Here is a 17,246-nt window from a genome sequence, read left to right on the forward strand (position 1 = left end):
ATGAAATAAATTATCATAAAATATTATAACTAATTATAGGAGCTATTGCACCTAAGTACAATAACTCCTATATATGTAACGCTTATCAAATACTTATGTATAGCTTTCAATATTTTATAAACTATGGATTAAAATTCATATTTGGATAAATTGTTTTCATCTTATTATCTGGATAATGGTTATCAAAATAGGACCAATACTGTTCTAACCTTATATTGCCCTCTCTTCTTTGAGTCCATCTCTCTACTGCTAATCCTGACATCATTGTGTTAAAGATCATAAATACAAATAATATCCAAGTAAGTACCTTTCCAAAACGATTTGGAATTTTAATAATCCAAGTAATACACAACGGATATATTTTCTGTATCCATATCAGTCCTAAAACACCCCAAAAAATAGAATACACCAAATTAATTCTTCCATGTAAATTAAGTGGTAAATGAGAGTAATCCCATGATATAGTTCCAAACATAACCTCTTGTATAAAAGAACATAAATACTCTATCAATGAGCCTATAATCATACTCTCTAGAAAGATTCTCACATTACTCTTATTCCGCATCCAATAAAGACCTATTGTTAATGCTAGTGCTCCACATCCATATACCAAGTTAAAAGGCCCATATATAAGTCCTACTCTACTCTCATAATGAAAACGTGTGCAAATGCACCATATGATTTCTATTACCACACCTAAAAAACAGCCTATAAAAAAGATCCAAAATAGCTTATAAAAGTTAATACCTTTTGCAAAATGGTTGGTTTCTTGCTCACATCGTTCCATCTGCTCGATATTAGGTATTCTATACATGCCCCATCCCCTTTCTTATTTCACCTATTCCAATAAAAAAACTCCTTAAACATTCTATGCATCGTTTAAGGAGTTTTTGTCACAAAGTATTCTTCTTTTATCTACATTTTTTCTTGAATTTGTTCTATAAGTTCATTCATCGCCTGTGCTGGGTCTTGATAATAATGAGATGCACTGATATATACCATTTCCCATCCTATACGTTCAAGTACAGCAAGGGTATTGATCTCTCCCTCTAGTTCGGAGCTTTCTTGATACTTCTCACTTTCACATACAAGACGAATTTCTTTTGTATCTCCTTCTATAACAAGACCTGTTAAGGTTGCTCCTGAAGGTGTATGACTTCTTACTTTATATCCTCTATTTTCAAGTTCATTCTTGATCTCTTGTTCAAAAGGTACTAAAGGTTCTTCATAATGAATGGTATCTACTGCAATATCTTTACCACAGTTGTAACAATACTCAAAGAGCCCTCTTCTAATATCTTCTTCTTTTAAGTCTGTCTCAGGATCAAAGGAATGCATAATAAACACTTGATCACGACCACGACTCATGGCAACATTGTAACGCTTTTTATATAAATTATCTGTTCCATAAGTCATCAGGCGAAGAGTATCTTTATCTCCTTTTGCATCTACCATAGAAATAAAGATAATATCTCTTTCATCCCCTTGGAATTGAGCTGGGCCACCACATAAAATGTTGCGCTTTGCATAAGCACGTGCTGTCATTTCCTTTTGTAATAAACTATCGATATAAGCCGCTTGTTTATCTCCTTTTAAGCTAATAACCCCAAAGGTTTTACCATTATACCTATCATCTGCTGCGCACTCTATAATCTTAGCAACAACTGCCTCAGCCTCTACTTGGTTCACTTGTCCTTCCTCTTTAGCATCTTGAATATAACAAGTTACAAGACTCGGCTTAAAGACTTTAGAGTTCTCGCGTAACGGTTCAATTTGGCCTTTATAGGCTAGCTCATTGCTATATCCAATGATTTCTGGGACACATCTGAAGTGCTCCTTAAGCCTAACTGGCTGATAACCTGAAAGTTGAGCTAAGTCATAAATAGAAAAACGTCCAGAATACAGATAATGATTTGGTATATCTTCTAAATAAGTCTTAATCAAACGACTAATCTCTTCTGTATTTTCTCCTACAGCAAGCGGACTTACTTGTTCATCATCTCCTACAATAAGGACTTGTTTCCCTAAGTAAAGTGCAATAAGCGCTGTCACATCTGCTTGGCTCGCCTCATCAATAATTACCACATCAAATTGATTTTCTCTTGGGTCAAAGTGCTCTGCTACTTTATCAAGTGGCATAATCCATACTGGTACTGCCTTTTGACATTTTGGCATCAGTTTTCTAGCTTCTTGTTTAAGGAGCTCACGGTTTCTACCTTTACCTGCTCCCATCTTAAGAATCAACTGTTTCCAACCTTCTATAGCTTGAACTTCACTACGGTTGGCATCAAAATCTACAAGTTTATGTAGCCATGCCTTATCACATACAAGTTGTTTAGTATGATAACTTAAGCGTCTTTCTACTTCTTTCATCTCTTCTTTGATGACACTGGCTGTACGCTCATGACGTTTTGCTAAAATATCTACTAATTGACGCCACAGCCATGCTTCTTCTACCCCTGTTGGAATCACAACTTCTTCGCCTTCTTCTTTGAAAGCTTCTAAGTAGCTTGCCCAACCTGGTGCTGCAAAAGCAAGTTTATCTAAAAGTTCTGCCTTACGTTTTACTTGTGGTTTCTTATCTCTCGCTTCTAAAAAGGCTTCGTAATGCTTTGTGTAGTTCTCCAAGTCTTTTGTCTTAAGTGCTACTTTAAGCCCTGTAAGTATTGGACTTTCTTTTGTACATTCTAAACTTTGTAACCATTTTTCAAAAGCTTCTTTTTCTTTGGCTGCCTTTGTTTTTTCACATCTTGCAACTTGATATTCTAATACTTCTATCATTTCTTTAAGTACAGTATGGTAAAGGTAATGTATATGACCATGCTCAGACTTGGTATAGTCTTGTTGCTCCATAATACCATCTATATCCACGCCATAAGCCTCAAGCTGTTTTGCAATAGGCATCCACTTTTTCTTATACCAATCTAAATATTTTAAAATCGCTTCACCGTACTTTTGACAAGTCATTTCAAATGGTGCTTCCATTTTATCCGTAGATTGTGCCCCAAGAGGTACCATCTGTCTTTCCCATCTTCCTTTAAGCGCTTCACGCTTTTCTTTCAGTACCATATAGTGAATAAGCACTTCAAAATCCTGCATCGTTTCTGGCTGCTTACCATTTACACGACTAGCTGCTATAATCGTCTTCATTTGAGGGTTAAGGAGCAATGTCATTTTAGATAGTTTACCAGAGTTTTGAAGTTTTTGATTGATTTGACTATAAAGGTCTAGTGGTTTTAGCTTATCATCAATTGGTGAAATTTGTGGTTCTTGTGCCATCATTTCATCTGCATAAGTTAAGCTCAGCTGATAAAGCTCTTTAATTTGAACAGCTAACGTTTGCCACTGTTCTTTTGCCTTATCTTCTCTACCTGCTTCAAGTACTGCCATACACCAAGGATCCTCTAAATGGACTTGCTCCTCTATCAATTTAATATTTCCAATTAAATCTTTTAAAGTTTCTACTTCGTAAGTATGCTCATCTTCTTTAAAATAATTTAACCATTTAGGCGTTTTATACTTTTTGAAGTTTTTCTCTGCTTCAATACATTCTTTAAATCCTTCTGGTGTAAACATACCTGTTGTATTAAGTTCTAAGCTACAGATTAAAGCATCTTCTTTTGTTAAGTTGTCTTTAATACGATAGAGCTCTTGAACTTTATCTTCTCCAAGTGGCAGGATTGAACCATGTCGTACAGGTCCCATAAGCCACTCACAAGTTTCACGCTTTTCATCTATGTATTTAGCTGCTTCTAAAGGCTTGTAAGTCTTTCCAGCTACTTTAATGGGTGTATACTCAATCAATTTATGATTTTTCAGTTCACCAATTAATTTATCTAATGTTCTAATACACGCCTCACGATTTTTCTCATGCATGGCAACACGTCTAGAAAGTTCACTACGTTCTAATGTGGCACGAATTTGATGAATACCTTCTAATGTATCTTCTAGTTCTTTTCTACTTTCTGCATCTTGCATTAAACTAATACAAAGTGTCTGTAATTCTGGAATAACATGATCTTTAACAACAGCTAGTGCCTTTTCGCTATAGCTTGTAACAAGAATACGTTTGCCTTCTGCTAAAAGGTGACCAATCATATTGGCTATCGTATGTGTTTTTCCTGTACCTGGAGGCCCTTGTACTAAGACTGCTTCATTTCTTTCTAAGTGTTTAGCCACAAGAAGCTGTTCTTTATTAGCAGGTTTTGTAAAAAGGATTTTTTGGTCAATACCATTTACATCTAAAGCTAACTTTTTCATTGTCTCTTTAGAATTTTGATTTTTACGTACCACATCTCCTTCACCTACAATATCCGCTATAAAAGGTGGAATTTGTTTGCGCTTTTCTAAGTCTTCTAATATACCATCTAATGCAACTTGGAAGCCTAATTGTTTTTTTCTAAGGAATAACGTTGGATAATTAGAGATAATCTCTACTCCAGTATCCCCAAAAAGTCTATTTCGTACTTCCGTACAAAAGCCTTCTACTCCTTTAATATCTAAGGGACTAATAGGCTCCCCTTGATAAAGCTTAATAAGCTCCACAATACTATCTTCTTCTAAACCTTCTACTAGCCCTAAAAGACCTTGATAAAGTTCTGGCCCCTTATCCTCTAAAAAGAGTGCGAAAGTTTCTGTTTCTATATCAAATGTTACATAAACTGTTTGTAGAATCAGAGGATGATTAACCTCTTCCATTCCCTCCATTCGTACTTGTCCATCTCCATAGACAAGTTCTAAAAGTTCTGGTTCCTTCTTAAGCCTGCTATAGACATTGTAGAAGCTATTGTAGACTTCTTCTACTTCCTTAGCTTTTTCTTCATCTGCTAGCATCTGTTCATTCGGCTTACGAATGATACAAATAGGCTGGTCTAAAACTTGCTGTTGCCATCTTTCTTCTACACAAGCATGTTTTGGCCATCCCCCAAGTTGTTCTACCCATTCCCTGTCTTCTTCATTGGCAACCACAGGACTTTTCATACTGTGATAAGCTTTTAAGAAAGTATAGAGATTGGTTACTTTATCAATCTTATTGTTTGCCATGTTGCCCTCTTTCCGTTGTACTCTTTATTTTAACTTTTATAGTAATATTTAAAATTCACCCGTCAATTAATTAGGTAAGATATGGTGCTACAACCTCTTCAGTTTAACATATATTTCGACAGAAGAAAAAGGACTTTTCATGACTTTAGTCAGTTTTACCTAAATTTTTAATCAACTCTGTACCATCATATAAATTTGTGATTTCATGTTCACGATACATCCATTCCATACAAAGGTTAAAGTCCTCTAATCGAATAGGCGCTTGTGGCTCAAAGCTAAAGTTCTTCATCCGTTTTGCAAAAGCTTCCTCATAGCCTAGTTCTTCATGGCATAACTGAATCTTCTGAGTTTCACTTAAATGGTTAAAATAGTTTCCTGCTTCTTCTAATGCTTCATGGAAAGTACGCACACTCTCTGTATGTGCTTCATAAAATTCCTGATCAAATGCCCACATTACAAGATTTTTATCACTATTTCTTGTACTCCAAATAATCTGATGCCCTTTATCTGTTAAGTCAGTTACAAAAGGCTCAATGGCTACAAGTGCATCAATCTCTCCATGATCTAAAGCTTGCATACGTTCATAGGAATTGTTAATCCATACAATTTCTGCTTCTGGTACTAAATCTTTTAAATCATTTTCCAAGTACAATCTAAATAATCCTTTTCGGTTAACCCCTGCTCGTATGCCTTCATAAGGTGGTTTAAGGCCTTTACGTCCTACAAGATGAATAGTACGGGTTAAATTTGAAGTAAGTACTGCCTTTTTACCCTGTTCTAACATATAAAAGAAAAAGGTTAAATCCCCCATCATCACATCGGATTTACCGTCTCTAAAAGGACTATTCCCATCAAAGGTAAAATCCTCTGCTAAATCTAAACAAACGTCTAAGCCTCGCTTAGCAAAAAAGCCCTTCTGATGGGCAATTAACGTTGGAATAATAAGTGGGTTCTTTTTAGTATGGTGTAAATGAATTGGGTGCATATGCTGCCTCCTTAGAAATTTTATAGTTAATAAAATAAATATTTGGTTAAGTGTGAGGACATGTAGGCAAGCTTATTGTATTCCAACTTCTAGTCCTCGACTTTTAAGAGAGACTAAGTTCATTCCATCAAACTAACGGTCAAAACTCAGAAAAAAGTTCACTTTTCTTCAGACATTTCCCTAAAACCAGTTTGATTCCATTCTCTAAGCCTCTCTAAAAAGTCTGTGGAGAAAGTTTCCATACAATAACTTACCTTACAGCCCATTACATCATAGCCTTTCCAGTAGAGAGACAGCTACACTACATGATCCATTTTCTAAACATCTTTCATGTGAAAATGCCTGATCATTTCCGAGTTCAGATCAAAAGTACTATCAATTCTACAAAGCGAATCTTACTTAATTCAGTAGCAAAAGACATTGAAACCTGAAAGGCTTCACAGTAGCTTTGCTAACGCTCACCTTTTAAGATAGGCTGAGATCAGGAACAAACGACGAAGGAGCCTTATCAAACACTTGAAGGTTTTGCCCTGAAAGAAGAAACATTTACTCCTATCTCTTCACCACGGTGAACTACTGGAAGTGAAAACTTACCTAACTGAGTAGAAAAGGGTGGTGATGCGTGGGTGACCTCCATGTAGCTTTTATTGAGAATGGGCTTAGAATGTGTTAACGAATATGAAGGAAGGCTTTTATGCGAGTGTCTGAGCATTAGTGAGTTTTCGCACGTTCTGACTGAATAGGAGTTTACACATTCTTAGTCCATTTGAGCAAAAGCGAAAGGGAGAGCACATACGTAGTGCCGACCGGTCTACCTCAACTACTAAGTTTTCACTCCATAAAATATTTATTTGATTAGCGCCCTGCCATAAGCATAAGTAAAAACTCAGCGCCAAGAATCAAGTTAAAGCTATAGATAAGTAAAAGTGGTCTTGGTCCCCACTCTCTTCCCATAGTTGGGTAGACCTCTTGTATTTTGTAATAATCTTTGTACCAACGTCTATATCCATATTCATAGAAGATGACAAGACCTGTCAACATCATCCACCATGTGATCCCTCCTAGAAGATATAAGCTGATCCAACATACAACCATAACTATACCTTCTGGAATGAGAATCTTAATAGAATTTCTAAATCCGATAACATGTGGTAGTGTCACCCTTGAACCTTTGTCTTTTTCATAATCTGAAGTATTGTTTGTAGACATAAGGAATACAGTCATAATCATTGGAATAACTGCATAAAGTGTGCCTTCTGTTGTAATATGTCCTACTTGTAAGTAGGTTGAAATCCAGCTGCTTACACCACCTACCAAAAAACCCGATACTGCTTCTCCTATTGGATAAACAATATAGGGTTTGGGTCCTAGAGAATAGGTTACTGCTGCTAATGCTCCAATAACTCCCATCATAAGTACTAACAAACTTCTTGTGAGAAGGACAACCATAAGCCCACTTCCACTTGCTAGCAAGAAAAATCCAGCTAGTACAATCCAAGCATCTTTTAAAGTTGCTTCTCCTCGTACCAGCCCTTCACTACCCTTGTGATATGTAAAGGTTGACTCATCTTCCTCTGCCTTTAAATACCCCCTAATTTCATTAGCTACGTTTGCCACAATATTAAAACTAAAACCGCTAATGAAGAAGAAAAGTAACGGTAACAACTTCAAGTTGCCACTTAAGTACGCACCAAAAAGGCCTCCACTTAATATAGGCAACCCTGTTGCAAAACCTGTTCTTACTTCCATAACGGTATATGCACGTCTAAAAAATGCTTTCATCATCTAATACTCCCTGCTGTTATGCCTTGATAAATATATTTTTGTAGCGCAAAAAATAATATTAGCATTGGAATCATACTTATAATAATTGCTGCACTAATCACATGCCAGTCTGTTTGATTAGGTCCTACAAATCTATGAATTGTCGTAGAAACTGTATTTAATTTTTCTCCTGGCATATAGAGATAAGGAATGTAAAAGTCGTTGTAAATAGCTATCATCTTTAAAAGAGCTACTGTTGCTGTTGCTGGTTTCAAAAGTGGGAAGATCACCTTTCTATAAATCTGGAAGTATGAAGCTCCCTCTAATAAAGCTGCCTTATCAATTTCTTTGGGCACCTTACTTAAAGCTTGCAGATAAATATAAACCATTAATACATCTGCTCCTAAATACAATACAATAGGCCCTAGTAAATTGTTATATAATCCTAACTTATGCATCAACTTAAATGTCCCCACCTGAGAAATTTCTAAAGGTACTATTGAGACTAATAAATAAGCAAATAATATAGTCTTCTTAAACTTAAAGTCAAAACGATTAATGACATAGGCTACCATAGAACCTATAATAATACTTCCCCCTACGCCAAATAAAATAAGAATAAACGTATTGGTAAACCCCATAAGCATTTTCCCTTCTATAAAGGCACGCTTATAGTTATCAAAATTTAGAAAACTCTCTGGGGGGATTAATCCAGATGTATTTGTAAACTCATTATACGTTTTGAAGCTTCCAAAAAATAACGTAATAAGAGGGAAGAATATAATAAAGCTCCATAGAAGCAAACTACCATATTTTATAATATTGACTGCTATCTTCTTAATCATCTTCTTCCCCTTTATATAATTTATTTTGTATCACTGTAATAACTAAGATAACTAGACTTACAATAACTGCCATACTTGCAGCAAGACCAAACATCTTCTTTTCAAAAGCAGCCTTCATAGTTTGTAGTAAAAAAGTCATGGTGCCATTTGACCCATTGGTTAAAATGAGTGGCAATTCAAAAGCTGAAATAGCACCTATAGTCAGAAGAATAAAATTGATTTTGAGCACAATTTGTATCCCTGGCAAGATGACCATTCGTACCTTTTGCCAGCCGGATGCCCCTTCTATTTCTGCTAATCTATAATGTTCTAAAGGTATACATTGTACTGCTCCAAAATAAAGAATAAAACTTTTACCCGTGTGCCTCCATATAGATATTGCACCTAATGTATAATTCACCATCCTAGGATCTCCAAGCCAATATCTTGTATGCTCACCAAGACCTAGAACAGTTAATAGACTATCAAAACTTCCTCCTGGACTAAAGAAAAGGCGAAAGAGCATGGCTACTGCCATTCCACTAATGAGAGAAGGAAAAACAAATGATGCTTTAAAGAAGTTTTTCCCTTTTACCTTAGTAGAAAGTAAAATTGCAAAATAAAGCGCTATCACAATTTGAATAAGACCTGAAACGAAATATACCATGCAATTCAAAAAGACCCTAATATAACTAGGATCTGAGAGGATTTTGATATAATTTGAAAATCCTACAAAGGTCTTAGTAGGAGAAAGCCCATTCCATGAAGTAAAGCTATACTCGATAAGAGCAAAAATAGGATATATGCCAAATGTCAAAAGTAAAAGTAAAGGACAAAAAAGAAAGCAGCCAATAAGACGGCTTTCTTTTTTAGTTTGGTTACTTAGCATATTCGCTTACAGCTTTAGCCCAACTTGCTTCAAGTTCTGCAACATATGCTTCATATGTGCCATATTGATCTGGGTAAAGTCCCATATTGATAACATGTTGTAATACATCTGTTAATCTTGCTACACCTACTTCATTAGCAATGCTTGTATAAAGTGATTCTACTTCAGGTGTAACTGGTGGTGCTGTTAATACAATATTATTTGTTGCAAAAAGTGCTTGTTCTTCATCTGTAAAATCAGCAATTGATGGAGACATTCCACCTAAATCATCTGCATAATCACTTTCTTCAGAAATAAGGAAATTAAGGAAAGCACGTGCAGTTACTTTATTTGTACTGTTTACATTGATTCCTACAACTTCAGGTGCACCAAATGCAAGACTTGTTTTACCATTTAATTGAACTGGGATTGGTGCGATTTCAATATCATTACCTTCTGAAAGTTCCTCAATGGCTTTCACATCTTGTGAACCTTTCATCATCATTGCAATTTTTCCATCTGCAATCATTTGTTTACCCTGTGCAAAATCAAGTGTTACTGGATCTGGCTCTGTAAATCCATTTGCTGTAAGTGCATAGAAAAGATCCATTACTTGCCTAATAGGTTGCCCTTCTGCAAAAGCTGTACCTTTATCTAATGTATCTGCTTTAAAATTTTCCCCACCAAATGATGAAAGGGTTCCACCCCAAGTACCAAGCCCTTTTTCATAATTTGTAAAGAAAGGAATCGCATCTGTGTTATCTTTAATCTTTTGACATGCATCAAGAAGTTCATCCATGGTTGTTGGGAAAGTTTCAACGCCTGCTGCTTGAAGTACTTGTTCATTATAAATAATTCCTAATGAGTTGATTGCCGTAGGAAGACCATATACAATCCCATCATAGTCAGCTTCTGTTACATCAATATACATTTTTCCAAGTTCATCTACTGTACCCAGTGGTTCAAAATAGTTTGGGTACATTTCAGGTTCACCTGACATGCTAAATGGAACGAAAAGGACATCGCCATAATCTGTTGTATTCATACGAGTCGTAATATAGTTATTGTAGTCTGCTGAAGACTCCCAAATAATATCTGTTACACTTGGATAAAGTGCTTTAAACTCTTCTTCAATATCTGCAAAAAGAATATCTGCATCTGTACGAGATGTTACAACAGTGATTGTTCCACCAATTTCATCTACTACTGTTTCACCATTTGTACCTGGTCCTTCATTTGGTGTATTCCCTGCACATCCTGTAAATACCATCGGAATAAGTGGTAATATTGCCATCCATTTTTTCATATTTAATCCTCCATTATCCTTTGTTGTGTTACTCTATCAAAATAATGTGCCTTTGCCACATTCAATTTGACTCTAACTTGTTCACCAATCTCAAAATTTCTATCACTATAGTCTTTTACTGTAAATTTACAGTTTTTATATTGTAGATGAAGCAAAGATTCACTTCCTAAATACTCTATTTTTATAAGAGTAGCTTCTAAATGCTCCCCTTCAGTCACACAGTCTATGTGTTCACTTCTTATACCCAATAAATAAGTTTGTCCTGCATACAGATTGGTTACATCTGCCAAAATCGAAATCTCATTTTCTAATGTAATGCCCTCTGTAGTCTTTTGACATGTAAAAATATTTAGTGCAGGTCTTCCTATAAATTGAGCTACAAAAAGATTATTAGGATTTTGATAGACTTCTTTTGGTATTCCAACTTGTTGTATACTTCCTTCGTTAAGAATAACAATGCGATCTGCTATTGTCATTGCTTCTACTTGATCATGGGTAACGTATAGCATCGTTACACCTAATGTATCATGTAAGGCCTTTATTTCTTGTACCATTGTGTCTCTTAACTTAGCATCTAAGTTAGAAAGTGGTTCATCCATTAGAAAAAGCTTAGGTTCTCTTACCATTGCCCGTGCTAATGCAACTCTTTGCCTTTGTCCTCCTGATAATTTCTTAGGTTTTACTTTCAAGTAAGGTGTAAGTTCTAAAAGTTCTGCTGCCCACTCTACTTTTTCTTTAGTCTTTTCTTTGGATTCTTTACGAATACGCATACCAAAAGCAATGTTATCGTACACATTCAAATGAGGTAGTAAAGCATAGTTTTGAAAAACCATTGCCACATTACGATCTTTAGGAAGCTTATCCTTAATAGATTGACCTTCTATCAAAATATCCCCCTGCGTCAAATCCTCAAATCCGCAAATAAGTTCTAGTAAAGTAGACTTACCACTTCCACTTGGTCCAACAATAACAATAAGTTCACCATTATTCACTTGTAAAGTAAAATCTTTTAAAGCATATTCATTATGTTGATCATATTGCTTTGAAACATTCTGGAATAAAACGTCTTCCATTCGCCTCACCCCCGTCATTTCTGTAAATAACATATGTTATTTTTATAACTAACTCATTATATATAGTTTGAGAAACGTTGTCAATTTAAGGGAATTTTCTTAAGTTAGTATATACTTTTATACTAAAAGTATGCATAGCCAAACTACAAACCTCTCCAAAATATAAATAGACCAAGCTTAGGAGATAATTCTATCTACTGAATCTTCTCCTAAGCTTGGTCTATCTTCATCTTTAATAATTTACTTCATTACTCATATCAGTTTTGTTTAATATATTTGGCTGGGCTAATATCATAACGTCCTTTAAATACTCTATAGAAATTTGACAATGAGCTAAATCCACTCTCACTTGCCACTTGTTGAATAGGCATATCTGTACTTTCCATTAGCTCTATAGCCATTGCTATTTTTAATGCATTTACATAGTCTACAAAACTTGTTCCATACTTCTTCTTAAATGACGCAGAAAAATAATTTGGATGCATATAGACCTGCTTTGCTACATCTTCTAAAGTAATATTCCTATGAAAATGGTTCTTAATATATTGTACAGCATTGTCTAATTGGACATCTGCTCCATTTCTGCGAACTTGTATTACATTATGCTTTCTCATCCCTGATCTCATATTATAAATGAAAAATACTAAAAGAAGATTTTTAATACTTTCATGATAACCTGGTTTCTTATTGACAAACTCTTCATACATCATCTCTAGTATATTAAAGCTTTCCTTAGCTTGTTCCCCATGCAAATCCAATACTGTAAGTAACTGTAAATATTCCTTAATAAGCATAGATTGCTCTTTTGCTAATTCACTCTCTAAAAAAAGTCTATGATAAAAAGTAAATGTCTTTTGTACTGGGGGATTATCTGGATTTGCAAGCCACGCATGGGGCATTAAACTGTTAAATACAATAACCGACCCTGCCTCCACTTTAATCGCTCTCCCCTCAGCAAAATAATACCCTTCCCCAGATAAAACCATTGAAATTTCAAATCCATTGTGCGCATGAAAATATAATTTATCAATTTCCCCGTCATAACCTTCATATTTTGAATACTTCATAATTTCATTAAGCATAACCTTTAATGCGCTATCTTGTGTTTCCTTAAATTCTAATTGCCCCGGACCTACTATTTTTATTGTATAAATTTCCCCCTCTTCAATTTTTTGAGCTGAAATAAGAGGTTGTTTCATCGTTGCTTCTTCGGCAAAAAAATAAAACCCTTTTTCCATTGGCGGAAAATCTTCAATAAATAAATTTGATTTTATTTCATTCATTATAGTCCCCCTAACCTGTTATAGTAAGCTAACTTTTAGTAAATTTTGCATCTATTTTATATTATTATAACTAAAATTTTACCGTTTTGACAATAAAAAAGTCAGTCAGTAATAGAATCTTACTTCTATCACTGACTGACTTTTTAATCCTCTATAAATCTATCGATGGTCTCACTTGTTGTTGTCGCAAGAGAAGCACCATCTCCAAAGGTTTCAATATCATTTTTCATTTGCCAACAGAATACCCCACCAATTTCTTGCTCAATGGCATAAACTACTTTATCTCTTATAAGATTTGCCCCATTAAAGCCCCATCCACCATGTAAGTTGACACCAGGATCATACTCATTAGCCTCCATCATTTGGTTGTAAATATGTTTATAATCCCATTGTTCAAAATAGCTATCTACTTTCACACCATAATAAGGTAATCCAAGAATAAGTTTATGAGGTTCAATTCCTTTATTCTTAAATTCTTTAATAATCTTTACTGCACTATTATAGAAAGTTGAATGATTATTGGTCGTCGCATAGTTATCATAAGACATAATATTAATACGATCTAGTGCATTTAAACTTTCTAAACTTAGGCCTGTACCTGTAGATTGTGCAGATGAAATCATCAAACCATTTTCTTTAAAAAGTGCTGAAGCTTCTAAGATTAAGTTATTATAATCTTTCCACTGACTAGCTGTTGCAGGGTATTCCCAGTCAATATCATATCCTGCAATATTATATTCTTTAGCAAATGCTACTAACTGGTCTAAAAAAGCTTTACGCACTTCTTGGTTATTGAATACATCTGTTGCACCATTTGGTGAACCGTCTGGCTCTCCTTTAAAGCAAGTAATGGATACCCATACATTCGCATCATCGTCTAAATCTCTCGTTACTTTTCCCTGCCACTCTGGGAACTTTGTTTTAGCGTACTCGCTATCAAAAAGATGAGGTGTACCACCTGTTCCATCTGGCTCATGTTCAATAACAATGAATTCCCCTCTATTATTAAATGAGAAGTTACCAATCATAATAATATCTGTGAGAGAATCAAAGTTCTTTGGATGAATCACATCCCAATCATGTTCAAAGTAAGTACTACTTACATAAGCAGTGTTAGTAAAAGGTTGCTCTCTTTCTATACCTTCTAGATATCTAGCAGATATAGAAGCTATTTGCGTAGGTGCAACCTCTTCTTCTACTACTAGACGAATAGCATCCGTTGTAACATCTTCTGGTAGCACACAAAGGTGGTGTGCTTCAATAAGATCATTGTTGTATATGGTCTGCCACTCATCATCTATCTTGGCTTCTAAGTGAAACTTTCTTACATTACTTCCTACTTCACTAAGTTCAACAAGATTGATTTCTTGCATACCACCTTCTAGTTCAAGAAGGGTAATACCCGCTTCTTGAACTTCTGGTATTATTTCTTCTACTGCTTCGTCAGACTTTGTCACTGCAACTTCCTGCTCTGTAGCTTCTCTTGCCAACATTGTTCCTGTACAGCCTACTATCCCTAAACTTAATAGGGTAATCCCACCTATAAGCATTCTACTTTTTAATCTCATCTCTTCAACTTCCCCATTTCATTACTTTGTCTTATTTACCTGTAAATTTAAGTGCATTAAATTTATCATCTAATAAGGTTTGCATTTGTACTTTATTTTGTTCCATTACATCCGCTGGTGTGCCTTCTCCTTTAATCACTTTATTACATACTTCCATAATAGATGGTGATGACCAATCTAATCCTGCAATAATAGCAATTTCATATACTGAAGTATCGAAGTTAAGGGCCATATCTGTGTAATATTTTAAAGATTGTTCATCGCGTACATGTGTTGCATAAGACTCAGCTACAGTATCTGCACGTGTCATACCTTCTGGTAATTCATAAAGATCATCAATTAATAAAAGAAGTTTATCTGCCATGTCTTCATATGTTTTTGGAATGAAGTAGAACTGTCCCATAGAGCCACCCATTGTATAGTTTGTTACATCTGGCCCCATTGGAGGTGGTACAATACCAAAGTCGTCTGCCATAGGTGTACCTTTAGCAGTATTTAATACAGGATTTGTGCCACACATAATCGCTACATTACCATTGATAAAGTCATTAATTGTAGCATCCCAATCTAATGAACCATCATTAAATAAAGCGACTTTATCTTTAAATAGCCAGTCTGACATTTGCTCAAATGCTTTCATACCTTTTGCTTCTGCTAGAGTAAGAACTGCTTTCCCTTCATCATTAAAAGTAGCCATATTTGTACCATTTGATTGACATAATGAACCTAATAAATCGGTTAACATCATTGTTCCTAGACCATATTGTTCAATGGTACCATCTGATTTACGCTTTGTTGCTTTTTGAGCAATCTCAGTTACTTTGTCCCAAGTCCATTCTTTGTTTTCTACCATTTCATATGGATCACCTAATTGCATTTCTTCAAAAATACGTTTGTTATAGAACCAGTAAGCTTGAGATACATACGGTGCTGGATCACTAAATCCATATTGGCCATTGTTATAGCTGCTGTACTTTCTTACAATTTGTGAGTATTTTTCTGTATCTGTAAAATCTACACCTGTCTTTTCCATTGCAGCTGTTAAGTCTGCTACTGCACCTGCTTCTACCCAAGAAAGTAATTGTCTTTCTTGAGCTACCATAATATGTCCTTCTGGAGAACCAGATGCAATACTCGTTACCATGTTCTCCCAATATGTAGATGCATCATCACGTTGTAAGATTTTTACATTATATTTTTCTTCTAATTCTTTCATTTTTGCATCACGGCGTGCTAATGATACCGAAGTACCATCTGTATCAATCATGCCATATCCTGGAGGATAACAAAATACAATCGTTTCACCACCAAAGTCTAAATCAGCTTTTGCTTGATCCGTCTTACTAAGTGGTTCTGTTGGTTCTTCACTTTTTTCTGCTTCTTGTGTTACAACTTTGTCGTCTGTTGGTGCTGGTGTTGCTGTTTCAACATTTTGAGTTGTACCACATCCTGTCAATAAGAACATAACAGAAAGAGATGTTGCCCACATTTTTTTTGTGTTTTTGTTTAAAATTTTCATAAAAGATTTCCTCCTTTAATATAAATGAAGCTTTATAAGCTCATTTTCTCATTTAATTTTTTTTACCTAACCTGTTAATCCACTACGTTCTACACTTTCAGTAAAGTATTTCTGACAAATCAAATAAAGAATTAAAACCGGTAGCATGGCAATAACCATACTTGCATTTCGCATTAAACTAAATTCTGCTGTATTTTGAATGCCCATAGCGTTACCTAAGTCTGTATTAGATAAACGTAGGAGCTGAGTTGACATGATCTTTACATTTTGCATAAATGCTGAAGTATAAATATCATCTAACCATTGCCATACAAATGAGAATAAGAATACTGTCATCATAATTTGTCTAGCACTTGGAAGAAATACTTTGATAAATGCTTCAAAAGTACCTGCTCCATCTACATACGCTGCTTCTTCTAGCTCTTTTGGAAGACCTCTAAAATACTGCACCATAATGAAAATATATAAACCATTTTTAAGCCCTGTACAGGTGGCACCTAATAATACCTGTGGCCACGGCGTATTAAGTAAGTTTAGTGTGGAACCCGTTAACAGCTCAAAGATTCCAAACACATCAAAGTATCTAAATCTCATATAAAGTGGTAAAAGCACTAGATCCGGTGGGATAACCATTCCCAATATTACAAGAACAAAGAAAAAGTTTTTGAATTTAAAGTTATACCTAGCAAATCCATAAGCTACTACTGTGCTTGCACACATATGAATAGCTGATAATACCCCTGGGACTAAAAAAGATGTCCACATAATCTTTTTTAGCTCCAATATTTTAAAGGCATTTCCATAATTACTTAGAGTAAAATTCCTTGGAATATAACGCACTGAGTTATCATAGACATCCTCTACACTCATGAAAGAGATCATAAACTTAGTCATAATTGGATAAAGAATAACAAAGCAAATACCAAAAAGTAAAATGCCCCGGCCAAATTTAAATAAAAAATTTCGTGTATTCTTTAATGCTTTCGCCCGTGCATGTTCTGTAACTTTCATCT

At 35.1% G+C, this 17,246-nt stretch carries 12 protein-coding genes; all 12 read right to left on the reverse strand.

Features of this window, described 5'->3' with window-relative positions; genetic code table 11:
- Nucleotides 1-121 precede the first annotated feature (121 nt).
- The gene (locus tag PBV87_RS04915) at nt 122-814 is read right to left on the reverse strand and encodes a putative ABC transporter permease (protein WP_271011343.1); all 693 of its coding nucleotides are present in this window, start codon (nt 812-814) and stop codon (nt 122-124) included.
- A gap of 101 nt (nt 815-915) precedes the next feature.
- Nucleotides 916-5,043, reverse strand: a complete 4,128-nt coding sequence (locus tag PBV87_RS04920; protein WP_271011344.1) for an AAA domain-containing protein — start codon at nt 5,041-5,043, stop codon at nt 916-918.
- A 145-nt stretch (nt 5,044-5,188) separates the two neighbouring features.
- The gene (locus PBV87_RS04925) at nt 5,189-6,028 is read right to left on the reverse strand and encodes an ABC transporter substrate-binding protein (RefSeq protein ID WP_271011345.1); all 840 of its coding nucleotides are present in this window, start codon (nt 6,026-6,028) and stop codon (nt 5,189-5,191) included.
- An 855-nt stretch (nt 6,029-6,883) separates the two neighbouring features.
- Nucleotides 6,884-7,813 carry a prenyltransferase gene (locus tag PBV87_RS04930; protein ID WP_271011346.1) on the reverse strand — a complete coding sequence of 310 codons (930 nt, stop codon included), beginning with the start codon at nt 7,811-7,813 and terminating at the stop codon, nt 6,884-6,886.
- Nucleotides 7,810-8,637 (reverse strand): carbohydrate ABC transporter permease, encoded by an 828-nt coding sequence (locus PBV87_RS04935; protein WP_053984417.1) that lies wholly within the window; start codon nt 8,635-8,637, stop codon nt 7,810-7,812. Before PBV87_RS04935 ends, PBV87_RS04930 begins: the two co-directional genes overlap by 4 nt.
- Nucleotides 8,630-9,505: a carbohydrate ABC transporter permease gene (locus tag PBV87_RS04940; protein ID WP_271011347.1), complete on the reverse strand. Its 876-nt coding sequence runs from the start codon at nt 9,503-9,505 to the stop codon at nt 8,630-8,632. Before PBV87_RS04940 ends, PBV87_RS04935 begins: the two co-directional genes overlap by 8 nt.
- Complete coding sequence (locus PBV87_RS04945; protein ID WP_271011348.1) at nt 9,495-10,790, reverse strand: ABC transporter substrate-binding protein; 1,296 nt, start codon at nt 10,788-10,790, stop codon at nt 9,495-9,497. Before PBV87_RS04945 ends, PBV87_RS04940 begins: the two co-directional genes overlap by 11 nt.
- Before the next feature lie 2 nt (nt 10,791-10,792).
- Nucleotides 10,793-11,863, reverse strand: a complete 1,071-nt coding sequence (locus PBV87_RS04950; protein WP_271011349.1) for an ABC transporter ATP-binding protein — start codon at nt 11,861-11,863, stop codon at nt 10,793-10,795.
- Nucleotides 11,864-12,120: 257 nt separating this feature from the next.
- Nucleotides 12,121-13,146 (reverse strand): AraC family transcriptional regulator, encoded by a 1,026-nt coding sequence (locus PBV87_RS04955; protein WP_271011350.1) that lies wholly within the window; start codon nt 13,144-13,146, stop codon nt 12,121-12,123.
- 143 nt (nt 13,147-13,289) lie between these two features.
- Entirely contained in the window at nt 13,290-14,714 is a 1,425-nt protein-coding gene (locus PBV87_RS04960) for a glycosyl hydrolase family 18 protein (RefSeq protein WP_271011351.1), read from the reverse strand.
- Between the two features lie 31 nt (nt 14,715-14,745).
- Complete coding sequence (locus PBV87_RS04965) at nt 14,746-16,233, reverse strand: ABC transporter substrate-binding protein (RefSeq protein ID WP_271011352.1); 1,488 nt, start codon at nt 16,231-16,233, stop codon at nt 14,746-14,748.
- A 66-nt stretch (nt 16,234-16,299) separates the two neighbouring features.
- Complete coding sequence (locus PBV87_RS04970) at nt 16,300-17,244, reverse strand: carbohydrate ABC transporter permease (protein WP_271011353.1); 945 nt, start codon at nt 17,242-17,244, stop codon at nt 16,300-16,302.
- Nucleotides 17,245-17,246: the final 2 nt, after the last annotated feature.

This window comes from Holtiella tumoricola, assembly GCF_027857615.1.
GTDB lineage: Bacteria > Bacillota > Clostridia > Lachnospirales > Cellulosilyticaceae > Holtiella > Holtiella tumoricola.

Coding starts and splice junctions, on each gene's coding strand:
- PBV87_RS04915 (WP_271011343.1), bottom strand. CDS start 814: ATGTATAGAATACCTAATATCGAGCAGATGGAACGATGTGAGCAAGAA.
- PBV87_RS04920 (WP_271011344.1), bottom strand. CDS start 5,043: ATGGCAAACAATAAGATTGATAAAGTAACCAATCTCTATACTTTCTTA.
- PBV87_RS04925 (WP_271011345.1), bottom strand. CDS start 6,028: ATGCACCCAATTCATTTACACCATACTAAAAAGAACCCACTTATTATT.
- PBV87_RS04930 (WP_271011346.1), bottom strand. CDS start 7,813: ATGATGAAAGCATTTTTTAGACGTGCATATACCGTTATGGAAGTAAGA.
- PBV87_RS04935 (WP_053984417.1), bottom strand. CDS start 8,637: ATGATTAAGAAGATAGCAGTCAATATTATAAAATATGGTAGTTTGCTT.
- PBV87_RS04940 (WP_271011347.1), bottom strand. CDS start 9,505: ATGCTAAGTAACCAAACTAAAAAAGAAAGCCGTCTTATTGGCTGCTTT.
- PBV87_RS04945 (WP_271011348.1), bottom strand. CDS start 10,790: ATGAAAAAATGGATGGCAATATTACCACTTATTCCGATGGTATTTACA.
- PBV87_RS04950 (WP_271011349.1), bottom strand. CDS start 11,863: ATGGAAGACGTTTTATTCCAGAATGTTTCAAAGCAATATGATCAACAT.
- PBV87_RS04955 (WP_271011350.1), bottom strand. CDS start 13,146: ATGAATGAAATAAAATCAAATTTATTTATTGAAGATTTTCCGCCAATG.
- PBV87_RS04960 (WP_271011351.1), bottom strand. CDS start 14,714: ATGAGATTAAAAAGTAGAATGCTTATAGGTGGGATTACCCTATTAAGT.
- PBV87_RS04965 (WP_271011352.1), bottom strand. CDS start 16,233: ATGAAAATTTTAAACAAAAACACAAAAAAAATGTGGGCAACATCTCTT.
- PBV87_RS04970 (WP_271011353.1), bottom strand. CDS start 17,244: ATGAAAGTTACAGAACATGCACGGGCGAAAGCATTAAAGAATACACGA.